Source organism: Sporosarcina psychrophila, assembly GCF_001590685.1.
GTDB lineage: Bacteria > Bacillota > Bacilli > Bacillales_A > Planococcaceae > Sporosarcina > Sporosarcina psychrophila.
Genome location: NZ_CP014616.1, coordinates 3,177,674 through 3,200,577, shown reverse-complemented (window position 1 = coordinate 3,200,577; position 22,904 = coordinate 3,177,674). Strand labels below are relative to the sequence as shown.

Annotated in this window: 19 protein-coding genes; all 19 read left to right on the top strand. The window is 42.6% G+C overall.

Going from position 1 to position 22,904, the window contains the following annotated elements; translation table 11 throughout:
• Positions 1 to 18 precede the first annotated feature (18 nt).
• The 19 genes from dapA to AZE41_RS15175 all read left to right on the top strand — a co-directional run bounded on the left by dapA (position 19) and on the right by AZE41_RS15175 (position 22,766).
• The gene (gene dapA, locus AZE41_RS15265; protein WP_067211119.1) at positions 19 to 909 is read left to right on the top strand and encodes a 4-hydroxy-tetrahydrodipicolinate synthase; all 891 of its coding nucleotides are present in this window, start codon (positions 19 to 21) and stop codon (positions 907 to 909) included.
• Between the two features lie 108 nt (positions 910 to 1,017).
• Positions 1,018 to 2,685: a ribonuclease J gene (locus AZE41_RS15260; protein WP_067211116.1), complete on the top strand. Its 1,668-nt coding sequence runs from the start codon at positions 1,018 to 1,020 to the stop codon at positions 2,683 to 2,685.
• Between the two features lie 209 nt (positions 2,686 to 2,894).
• A complete protein-coding gene (locus AZE41_RS15255; RefSeq protein WP_067211114.1) occupies positions 2,895 to 5,228 on the top strand; it encodes an FtsK/SpoIIIE family DNA translocase in 2,334 nt (777 codons plus the stop codon).
• A gap of 164 nt (positions 5,229 to 5,392) precedes the next feature.
• Complete coding sequence (locus AZE41_RS15250) at positions 5,393 to 6,121, top strand: GntR family transcriptional regulator (protein WP_067211112.1); 729 nt, start codon at positions 5,393 to 5,395, stop codon at positions 6,119 to 6,121.
• A gap of 48 nt (positions 6,122 to 6,169) precedes the next feature.
• Complete coding sequence (locus AZE41_RS15245; protein ID WP_067211109.1) at positions 6,170 to 7,240, top strand: BMP family lipoprotein; 1,071 nt, start codon at positions 6,170 to 6,172, stop codon at positions 7,238 to 7,240.
• A 365-nt stretch (positions 7,241 to 7,605) separates the two neighbouring features.
• A complete protein-coding gene (locus AZE41_RS15240; RefSeq protein ID WP_067211106.1) occupies positions 7,606 to 9,162 on the top strand; it encodes an ABC transporter ATP-binding protein in 1,557 nt (518 codons plus the stop codon).
• Positions 9,152 to 10,198 (top strand): ABC transporter permease, encoded by a 1,047-nt coding sequence (locus AZE41_RS15235; protein WP_067211104.1) that lies wholly within the window; start codon positions 9,152 to 9,154, stop codon positions 10,196 to 10,198. Before AZE41_RS15240 ends, AZE41_RS15235 begins: the two co-directional genes overlap by 11 nt.
• Position 10,199: 1 nt before the next feature.
• Positions 10,200 to 11,159 carry an ABC transporter permease gene (locus tag AZE41_RS15230; RefSeq protein WP_067211102.1) on the top strand — a complete coding sequence of 320 codons (960 nt, stop codon included), beginning with the start codon at positions 10,200 to 10,202 and terminating at the stop codon, positions 11,157 to 11,159.
• Positions 11,160 to 11,334: 175 nt separating this feature from the next.
• Positions 11,335 to 12,609 carry an EF-P 5-aminopentanol modification-associated protein YfmF gene (gene yfmF, locus AZE41_RS15225; protein ID WP_067211100.1) on the top strand — a complete coding sequence of 425 codons (1,275 nt, stop codon included), beginning with the start codon at positions 11,335 to 11,337 and terminating at the stop codon, positions 12,607 to 12,609.
• A 2-nt stretch (positions 12,610 to 12,611) separates the two neighbouring features.
• A complete protein-coding gene (yfmH, locus tag AZE41_RS15220) occupies positions 12,612 to 13,910 on the top strand; it encodes an EF-P 5-aminopentanol modification-associated protein YfmH (protein WP_067214010.1) in 1,299 nt (432 codons plus the stop codon).
• The gene (ymfI, locus tag AZE41_RS15215; protein ID WP_067211097.1) at positions 13,907 to 14,641 is read left to right on the top strand and encodes an elongation factor P 5-aminopentanone reductase; all 735 of its coding nucleotides are present in this window, start codon (positions 13,907 to 13,909) and stop codon (positions 14,639 to 14,641) included. Before yfmH ends, ymfI begins: the two co-directional genes overlap by 4 nt.
• Before the next feature lie 285 nt (positions 14,642 to 14,926).
• Complete coding sequence (locus tag AZE41_RS15210; RefSeq protein WP_067211096.1) at positions 14,927 to 15,724, top strand: DUF3388 domain-containing protein; 798 nt, start codon at positions 14,927 to 14,929, stop codon at positions 15,722 to 15,724.
• A gap of 16 nt (positions 15,725 to 15,740) precedes the next feature.
• Positions 15,741 to 16,607 (top strand): helix-turn-helix domain-containing protein, encoded by an 867-nt coding sequence (locus tag AZE41_RS15205; protein WP_082786632.1) that lies wholly within the window; start codon positions 15,741 to 15,743, stop codon positions 16,605 to 16,607.
• Positions 16,608 to 16,657: 50 nt separating this feature from the next.
• A complete protein-coding gene (pgsA, locus tag AZE41_RS15200) occupies positions 16,658 to 17,236 on the top strand; it encodes a CDP-diacylglycerol--glycerol-3-phosphate 3-phosphatidyltransferase (RefSeq protein ID WP_067211090.1) in 579 nt (192 codons plus the stop codon).
• Between the two features lie 14 nt (positions 17,237 to 17,250).
• On the top strand, positions 17,251 to 18,504 hold the full coding sequence (locus AZE41_RS15195) for a competence/damage-inducible protein A (protein ID WP_067211088.1): 1,254 nt from the start codon (positions 17,251 to 17,253) through the stop codon (positions 18,502 to 18,504).
• Between the two features lie 176 nt (positions 18,505 to 18,680).
• Entirely contained in the window at positions 18,681 to 19,739 is a 1,059-nt protein-coding gene (gene recA, locus AZE41_RS15190) for a recombinase RecA (RefSeq protein WP_067211085.1), read from the top strand.
• A gap of 246 nt (positions 19,740 to 19,985) precedes the next feature.
• Entirely contained in the window at positions 19,986 to 21,545 is a 1,560-nt protein-coding gene (gene rny / locus AZE41_RS15185; protein WP_067211083.1) for a ribonuclease Y, read from the top strand.
• 64 nt (positions 21,546 to 21,609) lie between these two features.
• Positions 21,610 to 22,407, top strand: a complete 798-nt coding sequence (locus AZE41_RS15180) for a TIGR00282 family metallophosphoesterase (protein WP_067214009.1) — start codon at positions 21,610 to 21,612, stop codon at positions 22,405 to 22,407.
• Between the two features lie 86 nt (positions 22,408 to 22,493).
• A complete protein-coding gene (locus tag AZE41_RS15175) occupies positions 22,494 to 22,766 on the top strand; it encodes a stage V sporulation protein S (protein ID WP_067211081.1) in 273 nt (90 codons plus the stop codon).
• Positions 22,767 to 22,904 lie beyond the last annotated feature (138 nt).

Genomic DNA, 22,904 nt, shown 5'->3' with positions numbered 1-22,904 from the left:
AGTAAAGGGCTGATAACAATGGAGCTTGGACGCGTATCGACTGCAATGGTCACCCCTTTTTCATCAACGGGAGACATTGACTACGACAAAACTGCCAAACTGATTGAACACCTGATTGCGAATGGGAGTGATTCATTGGTCGTATGTGGTACGACTGGTGAATCTCCTACGCTTTCCGTAGAAGAGAAGGAAGCACTTTTTACGTTCACGATAAAAGAAGTAAACAAGCGCATACCAGTCATCGCGGGGACTGGTACGTTTTCTACAAAGGAAACCGTCAAGCTTACACGGATGGCGGAACGGGTTGGGGCTGACGGTATTATGCTCGTTGCACCTTACTACAACAAACCTGATCAAAAAGGAATGTACGCCCACTTCGCGCATGTCGCAGGGGAAACTAGCCTACCAGTGATGTTGTATAATATTCCGGGGCGCTCAGCTGTCAACATGCTTCCTGAAACGCTCATCGCTTTATCGAAAATAACAAATATCCGAGCAGTAAAAGAAGCGAGTGGAAACCTGGAGCAGATGGTGGACATTATTTCAGGGACGGATCAGGGATTTTCAGTTTATAGCGGGGACGACTCATTGGCATTACCGACCTTGGCGATAGGTGGAAAAGGTATCGTGTCGGTCGCTTCTCACGTTGCAGGCAATGAAATGCAGCAGATGATTGCTGCATTCAAAGATGGACGGACAGAACAAGCTGGGGCGATGCATAGAGCGTTGCTACCTTTATTCCGTGCGATTTTTACCGCTCCCAACCCAGTGATGGTGAAATACGCGCTAGAAAAACTGGGGGTTGAAACTGGGGGAGTTAGATTGCCGTTGGTTGCGCTCGAAGGCAATGATGAACCCTTTGATAACGTCTGGAAAAACTATAGAAAAAACCTTCATATTTTCAATTAATCGGAGCCGGTATCAATTACCGGCTTTTTTTGTTTGTACAGATAGCTTCAGTCCCGTATAATGAAATATAGTCGTTATGGACGGGAATTATTAATAGGAGGAAACAAAGTGACAAAAACAAAAAATGAACTAATTAGAATCATTCCACTCGGTGGAGTTGGAGAAATCGGGAAAGCAATGTACGTGGTCGAAGTTGATGACGAACTGTTCATCGTTGACGCGGGGCTTATGTTCCCTGAAGGAGAAATGCTTGGAATTGACATCGTCATTCCAGATATAAGTTATATTGAAGAAAACAAAGACCGCGTAAAAGGGATTTTCCTGACGCACGGTCACGAAGATGCAATCGGCTCGATTTCCTATCTTCTGCAAAAAGTACAAGCACCTGTCTATGGTTCTAAATTGACAATCGCATTGGCGAAAGAACATTTGAAAGAAATGCCGGCACCCTCGAACGTTAAGTTTTTTGAAGTGACGAACAAAAGCCGAATGAATTTTAAAGGTACGTACGTAACATTCTTCCATACGACACACAGCATACCAGATTCACTCGGAATCGTATTCCATACAAGTGAAGGGGCAATTGTCCATACTGGAGAATTCAAATTCGATCAGTCTGCTAAAGGGAAGTACCGTCCCGACATTGCGAAAATGGCGGCACTTGGTGAAGAAGGTGTCTTCATCCTAATGTCGGATTCTTCCGAAGCAGAGCGTCCCGGTTATACGACATCTGAGTCGGTTATTGAAAAAAGTCTATCTAAAACGTTCCACGGAGCAGAAGGTAGAATTCTTGTCGCGCTTTATGCGTCGAATTTTATCCGTATTCAGCAAGTATTCGATACGGCATTGGAAACAGGTAAAAAAGTGGCAGTCGTTGGGAAGAGTCTAGAAAGTTACTTCGAAGTCGGCATGAAACTCGGTTATTTAACGATTGAAGATGACATTGTCATCCCAGTCAAAGAAATCGAGAAGTATGATGATGATAGAGTTGTTATTATCGTGACAGGTAACCAAGGCGAGCCGCTTGATGCGCTTGAGAAAATTGTACGTAAACAGCATAGAGACTTACGTATCAAAGAAACAGATACAGTTCTTATTACGTTTACACCATCTCCTGGAATGGAAGTTTCGATGTTCCAGACAATGAATGATCTTGCAAAAGCTGGTGCAAATGTTCTTACTTCAAGTAAGAATGTCCACGTTTCAGGGCATGGTAGTTCGGAAGATTTGAAATTGATGCTGAACTTAATGCAACCTAGCTATTTCGTTCCAATCCAAGGCGAGTATCGGATGCTTATTGCGCATTCCAAACTTGCACAGGAGACAGGACTTCAGAAATCACAAATATTTATTGCGGATAAAGGCGACATTGTCGAATATAAAAACAATAAAATGCGCATGAGTGGACGAGTTCAAGCAGGTAATATTCTGATTGACGGAATTGGGGTAGGGGACGTTGGAAATATCGTACTCCGTGATCGTAAACTACTTTCACAGGATGGGATCTTTACAGTTGTTGTCACACTAAACCGTAAACAGAAACGCATCGCTGCAGGACCGGAAATCGTCTCTCGTGGATTCGTCTATGTACGTGAATCCGAAGAGCTTCTTGAAGAGTCTGCAAATCTTGTCAGAAAAATTGTTGAGAAGTATGTGAATAAAGAGACGTTCGAATGGACAAACATTAAACAAGAGATACGCGATACACTTAGTTCGTATCTGTATCAGCAAACGAAAAGAAGACCAATGATTATTCCTATAATTATGGAATACTAATACAACAACTATATTTATTGAACATATGAATACTTTCACACCTGTATAAACTGAGCAAAGGTGCCTTACAAGGCATCCCTGAGCGCGGAAACGGGTAGAAGGAAATCTTTATTTCAGAGTATATAGAATCGATAATAATGCTACAAAGGGTTTCCTTGCCGTCTGACCGGCGGGAAACCCTTTTTTTGAAAAGGAGGTACCATAAATACATGGCTAGAAAATCAAGTAAGAAGAAAAAGAAATCAACCGCGCAGAAAAAGAAGTCATCCGATTTGCATCCGTTGATCTATGAAGTGATGGGCTTGGTGATGATTGGTCTTGCCATCATCATTATATTTGAATTCGGAATTGCTGGGAGAGGCCTCTCTTCTTTGTCTAGATTTATTTTCGGTAACTGGCATGTTGCGATCCCACTCTTGCTCATTGTTCAGGCACTTATGTTCATGATAAAACAGAAGGTAGGCGGTTGGAGAAACCGTGTTGTAGGAGGATGTTTATTCATCCTGGCAAGTTTTGTTCTGTTTAGTCATGTCCATTTGTTCAAGGAACTGTATGAAAGCCGTGTTCTTATGTCGAATTCGGCGCTTAAAGAAACATGGAAAGTGCTTATCACAAATGATGGCATCACATCAAGGAGTGGAGCGCTCGGGGGAGGAATGACGGGGGCAATTCTATTTGCCATGTTCTACTCGTTGTTTGACTCGGCTGGGGCAACAGTTGCAGGTATTTTATTGTTTTTAATCGGTATTGTTCTCTTAACGGGCAAAGCGCTTGTTCCATATGCAGCCGAACATTTCCCGAAACTACTTAAATCGATGAAAGATTCAATTCCCAAAAAAGGATCAGCAGTTAAAAAATCTTCGAGCGAATCAAGAACGACTCGCTCGAAGAGAAAAGCTAATACAGCTGATGAACAAGCTGTGCAAAATCTACCTCCGCTCCAACCGGAAATCGAAGAGGTTGTATCACAACCAATCATTTCGGCCTTTAGTGAAAGGAGGGATAACCCTGTTGAGGACGAGCAGGCGGCAGTTGTAGAAGAAGGGCAACTACAAGAACAACAGGAAGTTGCCGTAGAAGTCAATGCTTACACAGGTGTCACAGGAGAAGAGGAGAATGAATCTTACATCTTGCCTCCACCGTCATTACTGAAACAAACGCCCATTATCGATCAATCGGAAGAGTACAATTCGATTCAGGCGAATGCGCAAAAACTTGAACGAACTTTCCTTAGTTTCGGCGTGAAAGCGAAGGTTACTGAGGTGCATCTTGGACCGGCTGTCACGAAGTATGAAGTGTTACCGGATACGGGCGTCAAAGTAAGCCGTATCGTGAGCCTCGCTGACGACATAGCACTTGCACTAGCAGCAAGTGGAATTCGTATCGAAGCCCCGATTCCAGGGAAGTCTGCAATCGGTATCGAAGTCCCAAACAGTTCGGTTGCTGTTGTCAGTCTGAGGGAAGTCATTGAAGCAAAAGAGAATAATCGTCCTGATTCAAAATTAATGATTTCACTAGGGCGTGACGTAACAGGACAGGCGATGCTGGCAGAATTGAATAAGATGCCGCACGTTCTGATTGCCGGTTCAACAGGTAGTGGTAAAAGTGTATGTATCAACGGCATTATTGTCAGTATCTTAATGCGTGCAAAACCGCATGAAGTGAAAATGATGATGATCGATCCTAAAATGGTTGAGCTCAATGTCTATAACGGTGTTCCACACTTGCTTGCCCCGGTCGTCACGGATCCACGGAAAGCATCTCAAGCACTGAAGAAAGTTGTTTCTGAAATGGAAAGACGTTACGAATTGTTTTCTCACACAGGAACTAGAAATATTGAAGGATACAATGAACATATCGAAGTCTGGAACGAAGAGAATGAGGAAAAGCATCCACGCATGCCGTACATCGTCGTTATTGTGGATGAGCTCGCGGACCTCATGATGGTCGCCTCCAGCGATGTGGAAGATTCAATCACACGGCTTGCACAAATGGCCCGTGCTGCTGGGATTCACTTGATCATCGCTACACAACGACCGAGTGTTGACGTTATAACGGGCATCATAAAAGCGAACATCCCATCTAGGATTGCATTTGCAGTGTCATCGTCAATCGATTCAAGAACAATTTTGGATGGCGGCGGTGCGGAAAAACTACTTGGTAGGGGGGACATGCTGTTCCTTCCGGCGGGTGTCGCAAAACCGGTCCGGATTCAAGGGGCGTTCGTGACGGATGCAGAAGTTGAGGCAGTTGTCGATTTTGTTATTGAGCAGCAGAAAGCTCAATATCAAGAAGAAATGATTCCAACAGAAATAGAAGAAGTAGCACCACATGAAGAAACGGATGACTATTACGATGAAGCAGTTCAACTTGTGACGGACATGCAGACAGCTTCCGTCTCCTTATTGCAGCGTCGTTTCAGGGTCGGCTATTCGAGAGCCGCACGCATTGTAGATCAGATGGAGATGCGGGGGATTGTAGGACCACCTGAAGGCAGTAAACCGCGTCAAGTGCTAATGAGTAAGGACGAAACGGATATTTAATCCTGAAAAGAATGGCAGAATAGGTATATTTGAGCACATCAAAAGAACACATTGATAATATTTTTCGAAGTATTGTTTATTTTATATGACGAAAGTGATATAGTATGGATGATTAGTAGTGACGTTTAACATCAGAGGTCTGACCTCGTTGAGGGGGAGATGTAATGATGGTAAAGGCGGACCAAAGGCATCTATATGTCCAGGTGATTGAACGTCTGAAAAAGGACATTGAATCGGGAATATTCAAAGAGAATGAGCGGTTCCCTTCGGAATTTGAACTCGCTCGTACGTTGGGTGTCAGCCGTGCAACACTCCGTGAAGCACTTCGTGTATTAGAGGAGGATAAAGTCATTGTCCGTAAACATGGTGTTGGAACATTCGTTAAACCAAAACCATTGTTTTCATCTGGCATTGAAAACTTAACCAGTGTTTCTTCTATGATTCGTGATGCGGGGATGGAGCCAGGAACGATTTTTATGGACGTTTTAGAGACGATACCATGTGATGAAAGTATCGCAAAGTTCGGATGTAGTGAAGATGAGCGTCTAGTTACAATTAAAAGAGTAAGGACTGCGGACGGCGACCCGGTCGTCTATTGTATTGATAAGGTTCTTTCAAAAAATCTTTCGTCTGGAACGGACGAGTTATTGAATAATTCCCTATTCGACGCAATCGAAAAGTCAGGTACAATCCGTATTGTTCAAGCTGTGGCGCACATTGAACCTGTTGGATACGATGATGAAGCATCGTCCATCCTGAGGTGTGGGATTGACGTTCCACTCCTTGTCCTCCGGCAACATCATTACAGTGAGGAAGGCGAAATGGTCCTCTACTCGAAAAATTATTTTCGAGCTGATAAATTCAGCTTCCACGTAGTACGCAAAAGGGTATAAGACGTTAATACGTCCTACTAATATGAAGAAAACAAGGGGGTTCCAACAATGGGCAAACGTAAATTTGGTTTAGCTTTATCGATGGTTCTAGCTGCAAGCACACTACTTGGCGCATGCGGAACGGATAAAGCGAAAGACAAAGAAGGTACTACAAACGGTTCGAAAGAAGATACTTTTTCAATCGCAATGGTAACTGATACAGGCGGTGTTGACGACAAATCGTTCAACCAATCTGCTTGGGCAGGAATTAAAGAATACGGCAAAGAGAATAATCTTGAAAAAAAGGATGGTGGATTTGACTATCTACAGTCTAAAGAACCAGCCGATTACGCACCGAACTTAAACAAACTTGTCCAACGTGACTTCGACCTTATTTTCGGGATTGGTTTCCTTATGAAAGATGCAATCGAAGAAATCGCAACACAGCGTACTGACAATCAATTTGCGCTTGTTGACGAAGTTTCTGATCTGCCTAACGTAGCAAGCCTTATGTTCAAAGAGCAAGAAGGTGCATTCCTTGCGGGTGTTGCAGCTGCTCGAATGACAAAATCCGATAAAATCGGCTTTATTGGCGGTATGGAAATTCCCGTTATCGAACGTTTTGAAGCTGGATTCCTTGCAGGTGTTGCTGCAGTGAAACCTGAAATAAAAGTGGATGTACAGTACACAGGCGACTTTGCAAAAGCTGAACTTGGTAAAGCAACAGCAAATCGTATGTACACTTCAGGCGTAGATATTATTTTCCACGCTGCCGGCGGTTCTGGTAATGGTGTATTCTCTGAAGCTAAAGAACGTAAAAAAGCAGATCCAGATGCATATGTATGGGTAATCGGCGTTGACTCTGACCAGTACGATGAAGGTAAAGTAGGCGACGATAACATTACATTGACTTCAATGCTTAAACGTGTTGACATTGCAGTTAAAAACACGGCAGATCTAGCTGCTAAAGGTCAATTCCCTGGCGGTGAAGTAACAACTTTCGGTCTTGCTGACAATGGTATTGCACTTGCTGATTCGCACGGAGCAATTCCACAAGATGTATTAGACGAGGTTGAAAAATTCACTAAGCAAATTGCCGACGGTGAAATCGAAGTTCCAGAATTCAGAGCTAAAAAATAATAAAAGAAATAAGCAATCATGAAGGCCGATTTATTTCGGTCTCCATGATTCTCCTTTAAATTACTAGAAGAAAAGATACCGTTCAAGGTTTCTTTTCTTCTGTTAATTTAACTTCATTCAGCAAATTTTTTGTACTGAAAGCGAAGTGTTAGCAACAGAAGTCTCCCACTTCTATAAATGGTGAGATGAATGCAAACGAAGCCTACAATTCAGCGGGGGTTCAAACCCCTGCTGAATTGTAACCCAAAGCCTCCGACGGATGTCACAGATTTTGCAGAGAGTTAAAAACTCAATTCAAAACTTTGATGCTATCATACCGAGGCGTGATTGATTCTTACATACGCAGACGCGAGGGAGTGAACCTAGTGGAATATGTTATTGAAATGTTAAATATCCGAAAAGAGTTCGGTAATTTTGTTGCGAACGATGATATTACGCTTCAGCTTAAAAAAGGTGAAATCCATGCTTTATTAGGCGAGAACGGGGCAGGGAAATCTACGTTAATGAACGTGCTGTTTGGGCTTTATCAACCTGAAGGTGGAGAGATTCGGGTACGAGGAACAGCGACGGCTATTACAGATCCGAACGTCGCGAACAGATTGGGTATCGGAATGGTTCACCAACATTTCATGCTTGTTGAAAATCTAACTGTCACTGAAAATATTATTCTGGGTAATGAACCGAAAAAAATGGGCATGATCAACGTTAAAGACGCTGCCAAAAAAGTGGCCGAGATTTCGCAATTATATGGACTTGATGTAGATCCTTATGCAAAGATCGAAGATATATCGGTCGGTATGCAACAGCGGGTAGAAATTTTGAAAACGCTTTATCGTGGAGCAGAAATTCTTATTTTCGATGAACCGACTGCATCTTTGACACCGCAAGAAATCACTGAATTAATTTCAATTATGAAGAAACTGATTGAAGAAGGAAAATCGATTATCATCATCACACACAAACTTCAGGAAATAATGGATGTCTCCGATCGGGTGACGGTTATCCGCAAAGGTAAAGGGATTGGAACAGTTATTACTTCAGAAACAAATCCGGAAGAGCTAGCAACATTGATGGTAGGTCGTCAAGTAACATTTAAAACGGAAAAAGGGCCGTCCTATCCAGCCGAAGAAGTTCTCCTAGTAGAAAATCTAGTTGTTGAAGATTATCGCGGAATACCGAAAGTGAAAGGTTTAAATCTATCCGTTCGTAAAGGTGAAATCGTAGGAATCGCGGGAATTGACGGCAATGGACAGTCAGAATTGATTGAGGCAATCGCGGGTCTTCGTAAAGTGAAAAGTGGAAAAATTTTCATAGATTCAAAGGATGTAACTGGGAAAAAACCACGTGAAATAACAGAATCCGGTCTCGGTCATATTCCGCAAGACCGTCATAAGCATGGCCTTGTTCTCGATTTCACTGTTGGCTATAATGTGGCGTTGCAAACGTATTACAAAGAACCTTTATCAAAAAAAGGCATTATGAATTATAAACTCGTATCTAAGAAAGCAAAAGAAATCATCGACATGTTTGACGTGCGGACACAAGGTGAGCAAGAGTTAGTCCGTTCGCTTTCAGGCGGTAATCAGCAAAAACTCATAATTGGACGAGAAGTAGATCGTAACCCGGAATTACTGATTGCAGCACTTCCAACACGTGGTCTTGATGTCGGGGCAATTGAATTCATTCATAAAAAGTTAATTGAACAACGTGATAATGGCAAAGCAGTTCTTCTTATTTCATTTGAACTAGATGAGGTCATGAATGTTTCTGACCGTATTGCAGTTATTTACGACGGAGAAATTGTTGATACAGTTATTCCGACCGAAACAACAGAGCAGCAACTCGGCCTACTCATGGCAGGACACTCCAGGGACAAGGGCGCTGTTACGCTGAAAGAAGGTGATGATAACCATGTCGAATAGGTTTGTAAATATACTGGTACCCATCATCTCGATTATTTTGGGATTGTTAGTGGGAGCAGCCGTAATGTGGTTCAGCGGATACGATCCGGTTGCTGGCTATATCGCGTTATGGAATGGAATCTTTGGGGATATGTATTCAATCGGAGAAACAATCAGGCAAATAAGCCCTTATATACTAGCGGGTCTTGCGGTTGCATTTGCGTTCCGCTCAGGGCTGTTCAATATTGGGGTCGAAGGACAATTGATTGTTGGCTGGTTTGCAGCGGCATATGTCGGCATGGCATTTGAATTACCGATATTCATCCACTTGCCACTTGCCCTTATTGCGGCAGCAGTAGCAGGAGCGCTGTGGGGATTGATTCCAGGTATTTTAAAAGCAACACTTCATGTACACGAAGTTATTGTAACAATAATGATGAACTACATCGCACTTCATACAGTAAATGCGTTAATAAAAGCAGTTTCTGAAGGTGGATATAAGACAGAGAAAATCCACCAGACGGCGTCGCTACGTTCAGATTTCTTATCTAACTTGACTGATTTCTCAACCTTACATTACGGAATCTTTGTCGCACTGGCAATGGTTGCAGTTATGTGGTTCATTTTGGAGAAAACGAAAACCGGTTATGAGCTTAAATCGGTCGGATTTAACGACCATGCATCTCAATATGCGGGAATGAATGTGAAAAAGAACATTATTCTTTCGATGGTTGTTTCTGGCGCTTTCGCAGGGCTTGGAGGAGCGATGGAAGCTCTTGGGACATTTGGGAACATAGTGACACGTAGTGCGTTTACGGGAATTGGGTTTGACGGGATCGCGGTTGCCTTACTAGGTGCTAATACGCCACTAGGTGTTATTTTTGGGGCCTCCCTGTTTGGTTCGTTAAAATATGGAGCCGGGAATATGCCGAATGAGGCAGGGGTACCAGTTGAAATTGTTTCAATTGTAATCGCACTTATCATATTCTTTGTTGCATCGGGCTATATCATCCGAGTTCTTCTTAGCAAGATGAAAAAGAAAAAGGAGGCAAAGTGATATGAGTTTTCTAGAGATAGTATATTTCATCATTCCGTTATCCATTTCATACGCTGCCCCTCTTATTTTCACTGCAATCGGAGGCGTGTTCTCGGAACGTGCAGGTGTAGTTAACATTGGACTTGAAGGACTCATGGTAATGGGTGCTTTTATCGGTATTATATTCAATCTAACTTATGCAGATGCATTTGGCTCTTGGACACCATGGATTGCCTTACTTGTAGCAATGGTTGTTTCCGCAATCTTCTCCATTATGCACGCGGTCGCATCGATTACATTCCGTGCTGACCAAGTAGTATCAGGGGTTGCCATTAACATGCTAGGGATTGCTATTGCTTTGTTCTCTGTAAAAATGATTTTTGACAAAGGACAGACGGATTTCATCCAACAAAGCATTCCGCGTTTCAACGTTCCAATTTTACATGACATTCCGGTTATCGGACCAATGTTTTTCACTGGGATTTATGGTTCATCGATATTGGCAATTGGCCTTGCTTTTTTAGCTTGGTTCATCATTTATAAAACACCATTCGGTCTTCGTCTAAGGTCGGTTGGGGAACACCCGATGGCTGCTGATACAATGGGCATCAACGTAACTAAAATTCGCTATATTGCGGTTATCATTTCAGGTGGTCTTGCTGGTATTGGTGGCGCTATCTATTCTCAAACAATGACGAATGATTTCAGTCATGCGACAATTAACGGACAAGGATTCATGGCACTTGCTGCAATGATCTTTGGTAAATGGCATCCGATTGGTGCAATGGGAGCTGCATTGTTCTTTGGGTTCGCACAAGCACTTGCTATCAGTTCATCAAGCATATCGTACTTGGAAAATGTTCCGGCTGTTTATTTCCACATTTTGCCGTATGCATTAACCATTCTTGCGCTAGCAGGATTCATTGGAAGAGCAAATGCACCAAAAGCGAGTGGACAACCGTATATCAAAGGAAATCGTTAAAAAGTGAAAATGCCCCGATAGTCTGTTACGTTGGACTTAGGGGCATTTTTGGGCCTTCAGCATACGATATTTCATATAAGTTACGATGCATCCGCTAGTTTATTTGCATCTTTTGACTTATGGAATGTATAGTGAAGTGAGGATTCCGCATATTAACTAAAACAGAGGTGTTTATATGTTCAAAAAAGTTGAGCTACAAGAGGGCGTCACATTATATATCCGCAAGTCAGAACAGTTCAAAACTGTCAATTTCTCGGTCAAGTGGAAAACGGCTCTTGATGAAAAGAAATCGGCTCCTCGCGCAGTATTGGCGAATATTTTAGAAGAATCTAACGGTCGATACCGGTCACAAACTGAGTTCCGCAATGCGTTAGATGAATTATACGGAACAGTATTGTACACAGATGCTGGAAAACGTGGAGAAACGCATATCGTGTCTCTATCAGCTGAATGTGTAAATGACGAATATCTATCTGAAGGTGGCGTGCTTGAAGAAGTACTAAGCTTGATCAAGACAGTCATTTTTGACCCGAATGTCGTGGACGGACAGTTCGATGAAACAGTTGTTAACCGTGAAAAAAGGTCTGTGAAAGAGCGAATTCGTTCGCTTTACGATGACAAGACACGTTATGCTCAAAAGCGTATGCTTGAATTATTACGTCCCGATAGCGCCGCATCTGCACCGTCATATGGAACGGAAGAGGGTGTAGATGCACTTACATCTGCAGACCTATTTGCAGCATACGAAAGTATGCTAAACGAAGATGAAATTGATATCTACGTTGTCGGTGACATTGACGAAGATGAAATGACAGAAAAAATCAGGTCACTATTAACATTCAATAGCCGTAAAGTGCATGAACGTCAAACTGCTACACAACAAACGGCGACTCAAGAAATGGAAGTCCGTCATGTTCGCGAAAAACAAGACATGAAACAAGGAAAACTCCATTTAGGCTTCACCACTCCAGTTACATTCCGTCACCCTGATTATGCGAAAATGCAAATGACAAACGGAGTTTTCGGCGGTTTTGCGCATAGTAAGCTTTTCATTAACGTCCGTGAAAAAGAAAGCATGGCGTATTACGCATCTAGTTCCTATTCTTCGCATTATGGACTTCTCTATGTAATGGCGGGAATTGATGCTGAACTGGAAGAAAAAGCCGTGAAACTTATTAGTGAACAACTTACTGCACTTCAACAAGGTGAAATTACAGACCTTGAAATGGAACAGACAAAAGCCTTACTTGCTAACGGTATTAAAAGTGCGTTTGATTCTGCAAGAGGACAGATTGAAGTATTTGATCAATACAAAGAGCTGGATGAAAATTTCACAGCAGATACAATCATTGCTGGCTGGGAATCCGTTACAAAAGAAGATGTTAAAAATATGGCATCTGAAATTAAACTAGAAATCGTCTATCTGTTATCGGGCAAGGAGGCTAATTAATGATGAAGAATATTCACTTCGATAATTTACAGGAAACATTATATAATGAAAAACTCGACAATGGTTTGGACGTCTATATTTTACCGAAACGTGGATTTTCGAAAACATTCGTGACGTTCACGACTAAATATGGTTCAATCGACCGGACATTTATCCCGCGTGGAAAAACAGAGGAAGTGACAGTTCCTGATGGCATTGCCCATTTCCTTGAGCATAAAATGTTCGAAAAAGAAGATGGGGACGTATTCCAAAAGTTTAGTGTGCACGGTGCATCTGCCAATGCGTTTACATCATTCACACGAACTGCTTATTTGTTCTCTGCTACGGATAAATTATATGACAATACTGAAATTCTTCTTGATTTTGTACAGGAGCCGTACTTCACGGAAAAGACTGTTGATAAAGAGAAGGGTATTATTGCCCAGGAAATAACGATGTATGATGATCAGCCGGATTGGCGTCTCTATTTCGGTACGATCGAAAACCTGTTTCATGAACATCCCGTGAAAATTGATATCGCTGGTACGGTCGCATCGATTCAAGATATCACGGCGGACTATTTGTATGAATGCTATGAAACGTTCTATCATCCGTCCAACATGGTGCTTTTCGTTGTAGGTGCTGTTGATCCGGAAGAGATGATGGCATTCATCAAGAAAAATCAAGATGCAAAAACATTCGATGATCCTGCAGAAATTGTACGTAGTTTCCCTACTGAAAAGGATACCGCAGCAATCACTGAGCGGAAGCTTGCAATGGACGTATCGAAGCCGAAATTGAATATTGGTATGAAATGTACTAATACAGATATTGATGGAGAAGAGATGCTCATTCAGGAACTTTCAGCGGGTCTAGTTCTGGATATCCTGTTTGGCAGATCATCCGAATTCTATACAGAAACGTATAATGATGGACTTATTGATGAGTCGTTTTCTTATGATTTTACAATGGAGAATGGCTTCGGTTTCGCAATGATTGGTTCTGATACAGACCAGCCGGAACAACTCGAAAAAGCAATCCGAACAACTGTGAAAAACACCGTTGAAACATGGCCAATCACGGACTTGGAACTTAATCGAATGAGGAAAAAGAAAATTGGTCAATTCATGCGTTCTTTGAATTCTCCGGAGTTTATCGCCAACCAGTTTACTCGCTATACGTTTAACAACATGAATTTGTTCGATGTTGTTCCAACACTTGAGAAATTAACGCTCGAAAACTTGAAAGATGCATTCCAAACGTTTTCGGATGAAAGCGGTTATACGGTCTATTCAATTGTTCCAGCTGATAAGGCAGAATGACTGAACAGAAATACTGCGTTGTACTTGGTGCATCAGGTGGAATAGGCGATGCGATTAGTCGAACATTAGCGGCTGCAGGCTGGTCGCTATTCCTTCATTACAATGAAAATGCTGCACATGCTACTCTTTTGAAGCAGGAACTGAGTATGACCTATCCGCAATTGAGTTTTAAAACAGTCCAAGCAGATTTCAGTGCACAAGATGGAGCAGAATTACTCGTCCAACAAGTTCGTACTATTAGTGCTGTTGTTGTTGCAAATGGGCAATCGATGATGAAACTGTTGACGGAAACAAGCACTGAAGACATGGATGCACTATGGAAAGTCCATGTACAAAACCCCGCACGATTTATAAGTCTGGTATCTCCACAATTACGCAAATTTGAGCAATCGTACGTTGTCATGATTGGCTCGATATGGGGTAATACGGGGGCGGCAGGAGAAGTGATGTACTCCGCTGTGAAGGGGGCGCAACACGCATTTGTGAAAGCATACGCGAAAGAAGCCGCCTTTTCAGGAATACGCGTCAACGCTGTGGCACCTGGGTGGATAGAAACGCGAATGAATAGTGACATACCATTAGATGAACGACAGATGGTTATCGATGAAATACCACTTATGAGTTCCGGGACACCAGCACATGTCGCTGAAGCAGTTAATTTCCTGTTAAGCGGCAAGGCGGATTATATGACAGGTGAAATTATGAAAGTGAACGGCGGCTGGTATATTTAACTTAATTCAGTTTAAGCCTCCGGTGATAGCACGAATTTTGAAGTGCGTGGAAAGGCAACAAGGGGGGATGTAGTTCAATCCCTCCCCGTAGCATACCTGCATCATGGAGGCATGCAAGCGCAATTCAAAATTTGTACGCAATGTAATTGATTGGGGAAGGGGATTAAAACAATCCCCTTTTTCCTTTTCATAATGCATTTAATCAGCTATCATAGAACTATATTACTTCTTGTGCGTCATATAGTAGTGCGTGTTCAAAAAAAAGGACAAAGGAGTGTGTGTCTGATGGGTGAATGGTATCTTGAATATGAAATTCAGGTTAACCGGCCTGGCCTTCTGGGTGATATTTCGTCGTTGCTCGGAATGTTGCGCGTGAACATTGTTACAATTAATGGTGTTGATGGCGGACATCGTGGAATGCTGCTACGAACTGACAACGACGACCAGATAGCGCGTTTTGAACAAATCGCCGAGACGATGGAAACGATTCATGTAATAAAAATCCGTGAGCCAAAGTTGCGCGATATTCTAGCGGTCAGGCACGGACGTTATATACAGCGTGATGCAGACGAAAGGAAAACGTTCCGTTTCCTTCGAAATGACCTTGGGATTCTTGTTGATTTCATGGCTGAAATATTCAAACAGGAAGGCCATAAATTGATTGGTGTTCGCGGGATGCCAAGAGTAGGGAAGACGGAATCAGTCGTAGCGGCAAGTGTTTGTGCTAATAAAAAGTGGATATTCCTTTCGTCGACGATGATTAAGCAAACGTTGCGGAAAAACTTAGCGGGCGATGAGTTTTCAAAAGATAATATTTTCATCTTGGACGGTATCGTTACGCGTAAGGCGGAGGACGAACGTCACATGCAACTTGTCAGGGAAATGATGCGAATGCCCTCTATAAAAGTTGTGGAGCATCCGGATATGTTTGTTCAGCATTCGGAATACAGTATTGAAGACTTTGATTATATTATTGAATTAAGAACAGAACCAGATCAAGAAATTACATATGAAATGATGGAAAAAAACCATATGATGTCCGACCATGGAATAACGGATGGATCGGGTTTATTCAACTTCTGATAGGCAGGTGTTTTTGGTGACCGGATTAGGTGATCGTCTCAAGCAGGCGAGAATGGCTAAAGGATTTACATTGGATGATTTACAGTCAATAACGAAAATACAGAAACGGTACCTCTCCGGTATCGAAAATGAAGATTACAGCATGATGCCTGGATCTTTTTATGTACGGGCATTCATCAAACAATATGCAGAGGCAGTAGGTCTAGATTCTGATGAAATGCTATCTATGTATAAAAATACGTCTCCTGAAGTGCCATCCGAGGAAGAGGCGGGTCAGCGTGCTTCGTCGACATTGACACGTAAAAGAGGTTTAAGAAATAATGATCAGTTAAATGAAATGATGCCGAAAATCATCGTCGCTTTATTTATTATCGTTATAGTGGTTGTTATTTGGACCCTCTATCAAGGGTCATCTGGCAAGAAAGATGATGTGAATGGCGTCGAAACGAATCAACCGGTAATAATGGAAAATAGTAAACCAACTCCTCCTAAGAAAGACACGGAAAAAGTAGAAGAAAAGCCTGTGGAGGAAGAGGTAGAACCGGAAAAACCGGAACAGACTTTAGCTTTTGAAAGCGCAAGCGGAGAAACATCAGTGTACGGACTAACTGGAGCAGAATCGTTCAAACTTGAAATCCGTTTAACCGGGGGATCTTGGATTGGTGTAAAAGATAATTCCGGAAAAGAATGGATGACACCTGCACGTATTATGGTAGCAGGGGAATCGATTGAATTTGATGTGACGGCTACCGATTCTGTACGAATCCGTGTTGGGCGTCCTAAGTCTACAGAAATATATGTCAACGGTGTGTTACTTGAATACGGTGTGCCACCACAGGATACTGTTCCACAAAATATTATGATTGAATACAAGAAAGAGTAATAGTCATCTACTTTAGATGACTATTTTCTTTGAAAGGAAAGGTGTGTTTTATGAATTTGCCAAACAAAATAACCGTATCACGCGTTCTGCTCATTCCAGTTTTTATGGTTTTCATGCTGGTTGATTTTAAATTGGGCACTATAACTATCGCTGGTACAGAAATGATGAAAGAACATTTAATCGGTGGACTTATTTTTATTATTGCATCTATAACAGATTGGCTTGATGGGTATATCGCTCGGAAAAATAATCTTGTTACCAATATGGGGAAATTTTTGGATCCGCTGGCGGACAAATTGCTTGTTTCTGCTGCTTTGATCATACTTGTTGAACTTGGAATAGCACCGTCATGGATTGTCATCATTATTATTAGCCGGGAATTCGCTGTGACGGGTCTTAGGCTTATCCTTGCAGGCGGCGGGGAAGTCGTAGCGGCCAACCAGCTCGGGAAAATTAAAACGGTGGCACAAATCTTAGCCATTACTTCGCTGTTGTTGAATAATATATTTTTCGAGTCGATTGGTGTACCATTCGGTGTCATCATGCTTTACATCGCGCTCTTCTTTACAATTTGGTCAGGTTTCGATTACTTCTATAAAAACAGACGTGTACTGGTTGATTCAATGTAAGGGGATGAGTAGCTATGAAGGCAGAAATTATTGCAATTGGCTCAGAGTTATTACTTGGACAAATTACGAATACGAACGCTAAATTCATTTCGTTAAAACTCGCAGAAATTGGTATCGATGTTCATTATCAGACGGTCGTGGGCGACAACCCGGATCGTTTGGATGAAGTGATTGAAATTGCAATGAAACGTGCAGATATTCTAATCTTTACAGGCGGACTTGGACCGACGAAAGATGACATGACAAAAGAAACCATCGTGAAACATATCGGTACAACATTAGTCAGCGATGACGAGGCACTTCTTTATATTCAGCAATATTTCAAACGTAGCGGTAGGGTTATGACGGAGAATAATAAGAAACAGGCACTAGTGTTTAAAGGCGCGAAAGTCTTAGCAAACCGAAAAGGAATGGCACCCGGAATGGCTGTTGAAAAGGATGAAGTACGCTATATCCTTCTCCCAGGTCCACCGCATGAAATGGAGCCGATGTTTACGGATGAGGCGATTCCTTATTTGTTAGGTGTTACTGGCAAACAGGAAGTTATCACATCGCGAGTTCTGAAGTTTTACGGTATTGGGGAGGCGGAGCTTGAACACCGGATTCAATCTATTTTGGAAAAACAAACGAATCCGACAGTTGCGCCGCTGGCAACAGCTGACGCGGTCACATTGCGCCTCACTGCAAAAGCAAAAACGACCGATGCAGCGTTGAAGCTGATTGCGCCAATAGAAGAGGAGATACGTTTACTAGTTGGAGACTACATCTACGGAACTGATGATGATACATTGGCATCCAAAGCTGCAGAACTTCTCATTCGAAACGGTTGGACACTAGCTGCTGCGGAAAGTCTGACGGCAGGTCTATTTATGGCAGAACTGGCCGGAGAACCAGGGATTAGTTCGTCACTAGAAGGTGGCATTGTCGTCTACAATGAGAAATCGAAAGTAGAACAACTTGGTATTGAGCAGTCCCTACTTGCGGAGTATGGTGTCGTCAGTGCAGAATGCGCGGCTGCCCTTGCGGAAAACGTGAAACGAACGTTCAAATCGGATATTGGAATTGGTTTAACAGGTGCGGCTGGCCCAGATCCACATGATGGGAAGCCAGTCGGCACTGTGTGGATTGGTATCACTTCTACAGATGCAGAGACAGAGACATTTAAGTTGTTACTATCGGGTTCAAGAAACGCAAACCGTCTCAGAGCAGCAAGATTTGCGCTCTATTATCTGATTAAACACCTAACTACAAAAGAAGGCCAAAGTTAAGATTTAAGCCGTTTTCTCAATTAAAAATGTTAAACACCCAGGTATTCTCACTTATATATTTAATTCGAGAAAATTAATCGAATAAATGTTCGCTTTTTGATTGAGTATTTCTCATTAAAGGAGTATACTAGAGGTAGTAAGAAAAACAGAAACATTACCTTGAGGGAGGAAATAAATTGAGCGATCGTAAAGCCGCCTTAGAAATGGCGTTAAAACAAATAGAAAAGCAGTTTGGTAAAGGATCTATTATGAAACTGGGTGAAAAAACAAACCTGGAAGTTGAAACTTCTTCTACGGGCTCCCTTGCACTTGATGCTGCACTCGGCATAGGCGGATATCCACGCGGCCGTGTCATTGAAATATACGGACCTGAAAGTTCTGGTAAAACGACTGTTGCCCTTCATGCCATTGCAGAAGTACAAGCAGCTGGAGGAACTGCTGCATTCATCGATGCTGAACATGCGCTCGATCCGATTTATGCGCGTAAGTTAGGCGTTAATATCGATGAATTATTACTTTCTCAGCCTGACACGGGAGAGCAAGCGCTTGAAATCGCTGAAGCGCTTGTACGAAGCGGGGCAGTTGATATTTTTGTCGTGGACTCCGTTGCTGCGCTTGTACCTAAAGCAGAGATTGAAGGCGAGATGGGAGATTCGCATATCGGGTTACAAGCCCGTCTTATGTCACAAGCATTGCGTAAACTTTCCGGCGCCATTAATAAGTCAAACACAATCGCGATATTCATTAACCAAATCCGTGAAAAAGTCGGCGTTATGTTCGGAAGCCCTGAAGTAACTCCAGGCGGGCGCGCATTGAAATTCTACTCTTCAGTACGCCTAGATGTAAGACGTGGAGAAGCGATTAAACAAGGCAATGACATAGTGGGAAATAAAACACGAATCCGCGTTGTGAAAAATAAAGTTGCACCTCCGTTTAAAACAGCGGAAGTTGATATTATGTACGGAGAAGGAATTTCCCGAGAAGGAGAAATTATCGACCTTGGTGCCGAAGCCGAAGTTGTCCAGAAGAGTGGATCTTGGTATTCCTATGAAGGAGAACGACTCGGACAGGGACGAGAGAATTCGAAACAATTCTTGAAAGAAAACCCGGATATCCGTTCGGAAATCGCCAACAAAATTCGTGAATCATATGGACTTGCAAGCTCAAACTATGTGATTGGTGCTCATGAAGTAGACGAAGACGAAGAGTTGGAACTGCTACTTGGTGAAGAATAAGTTAGACAAAAAGCCGATTCGTCCTCTTAGTAGGGCGTGATCGGTTTTTATATATTCTCCGAAAAAACTATTATTATTCCAAGAATAATGTGTCTCAAAGACCTGTGTATCCTTGACATGTCAAATTTACATAGATACAATTAGAATTGTATAATTTCATTCCATTGAAATGAATTTGGCAGTATGTTGTACGTTGATATATGAGCCGACTGAAAATGAAAAGAATAGCAAGAGGAGGTGACCTGGATGTCATTAGGATTGATTATCTCCGCTTTGCTCGGTCTGCTCGTTGGTGCCGTTGTTACCTATTTCTTTAATAAGAAAGTGAACGATTCAAAAGTGAGTGGTGCCAAATTTACGGCAGAACAAATCGTCGAAGAGGCGAAGCGTGAAGCGGATGCTCTTAAAAAAGAGGCACTACTAGAAGCGAAGGATGAAACTCACAAACTGAGAATTGAAGCGGAATCAGAGATCCGTGAACGAAGGGCGGAACTGCAAAAACAAGAAAGCCGTCTTTTGCAACGGGAAGAAAATCATGACCGTAAAGATGAAGCTCTCAATAAAAGAGACGCAGGTCTGGAGCGCAAAGAAGAAGCGCTTACCGGAAGACAACAGCATATCGAACAGATGGAACAAAAAGCGGAAGAACTTGTTTCGGTTCAGAAAACTGAACTTGAAAAGATATCATCACTGACACGTGATGAGGCGAAAAGGCTCATCCTTAGTGAAGTGGAGAAAGAACTTGCTACAGATATCGCTGTAATGACAAAAGAGTCAGAGCAACGAGCAAAAGAGGAATCGGATAAAAAATCGCGTGAAATCCTTTCCATCGCTTTACAACGTTTTGCAGCAGACCACGTTGCTGAAACGACTGTGTCGGTAGTTAATCTACCGAACGATGAAATGAAGGGCCGTATTATCGGTCGTGAAGGACGTAATATCCGAACACTCGAAACGTTGACAGGAATTGACCTAATAATCGACGATACTCCAGAAGCGGTCATCTTGTCAGGCTTTGATCCGGTACGTCGGGAAACTGCACGACTTGCATTAGAGAAACTTGTACAAGATGGACGAATTCACCCAGCACGCATTGAAGAGATGGTTGATAAATCGAGACGTGAAGTGGATGAACTCATCCGCGAAACTGGAGAACAGACAACTTTCGATATTGGCATTCATAATCTACACCCAGATCTTATTAAAATCATCGGAAGATTGCGTTTCCGCACAAGTTATGGCCAAAACGTCTTGAAGCATTCAACAGAAGTTGCTTATCTAGCAGGTTTATTGGCGGCAGAACTTGGAGAAGATGTTACGCTTGCACGACGTGCTGGACTCCTTCATGATATCGGAAAAGCGATTGACCATGAAGTAGAAGGAAGTCACGTTGAAATTGGTGTTGAACTTGCAACGAAATACAAAGAACATCCTGTTGTTATTAACAGTATCGCATCCCATCATGGGGATACTGAAGCGACATCAGTCATTGCCGTATTGGTTGCAGCAGCAGATGCATTATCCGCTGCAAGACCAGGAGCGCGCAGTGAAACGCTTGAAAATTATATCCGCAGACTGAAAAAACTTGAAGAGATTTCTGAATCGTACGACGGTGTGGAGAAATCATTTGCCATCCAGGCAGGACGCGAAGTTCGAATTATTGTCCGCCCAGACCAAATCGATGATATTACAGCCCATCGTCTAGCACGAGATATCCGGAAACGGATTGAAGAAGAGCTCGATTATCCAGGACATATTAAAGTAACGGTCATCCGTGAGACACGGGCGGTCGAATACGCAAAATAAAGAAAAGGGGGTTTCCGTGCATTTCGGTCCGGGAGCCTCTTTTTCTATTGGGAGAGATTATTTTATGAGAGTATTATTTATAGGTGATATTGTAGGATCGCTAGGACGAGATATGGTATTTGACTATTTACCACGACTCAAAAGGAAGTATAACCCTGATGTTATTATTGCGAACGGGGAAAATGCAGCAGCCGGGAGAGGAATCACAAAAGCGATATTCGATGACCTGCTCCGTGCTGGAGTAGATGTTGTAACAATGGGTAATCATACATGGGACCAAAAAGAGATTTACGATTTTATCGATGATACAGATTACCTTATCCGTCCTGCGAACTTTTCAGATGAAGCACCTGGTAAAGGGATGACGACAATTTCACGTAATGGTGTGACATTATCTATCATCAATTTGCATGGCCGGACATTTTTACCTCCGCACGGCGATCCGTTTGAAAAGGCAGAGGAATTGGTAGCGGAAGCAAGAGAGATTTCTCCGCTTGTCTTCGTTGATTTCCACGCCGAAGCGACAAGTGAAAAAATCGCAATGGGTTGGCATCTTGATGGGAAGGCATCTGTTGTTGTAGGAACGCATACGCATGTCCAAACAGCGGATGACCGCATTCTGCCAGGTGGAACAGCCTATTTAACTGACGCCGGCATGACGGGCCCTTACGATGAAATCCTGGGTATGAAAAAAGAAGACGTCATCTATCGTTTCCGTACGAATTTACCAGTTCGTTTTGAAGTTCCTAAATCAGGACGTACCCAATTGAACGGACTTTTTGCAGTATTAGATGATGAAACAGGAAAAGCTATCAGAGTTGAACGTGTTGCCATCAATGCTGACCGTACATTCAAAGGCTGACATGCGTCTAAACATCACCTCCGAATCATAGGATGGTTTATGGAGATTTCCGATCCATAGACACCGAAAAATAAGGAGGAATCATGTTGAACCCATTGAAAGTATCATCTCGCTCGAATCCGAATTCTGTTGCAGGAGCACTCGTTGCAGTTATCCGGGACCAGGGATACGCAGAAATGCAGGCAGTAGGTGCTGGTGCCTTAAATCAGGCAATAAAGGCAATTGCAATTGCACGTGGATTCGTCGCTCCAAGTGGCGGAGATCTCATCTGTGCACCCGCTTTCACTGATATCGAGATTAACGGTGAAGGACGTACGGCATTGAAATTACTTGTTGAAAAACGACAGCGTAATATGTAAATTAGAAAGAGTCAGGACCACAGGATAAGTTAATTTCCTGTGGTCTTTTAGTTGTATCACGAGAGAAAGTTCTTTTTTGAAGATAAGACTAAGTTTTTAGCTTTGAATGGTGTCTAGGCTTCAGGCGCCAGACGCTCG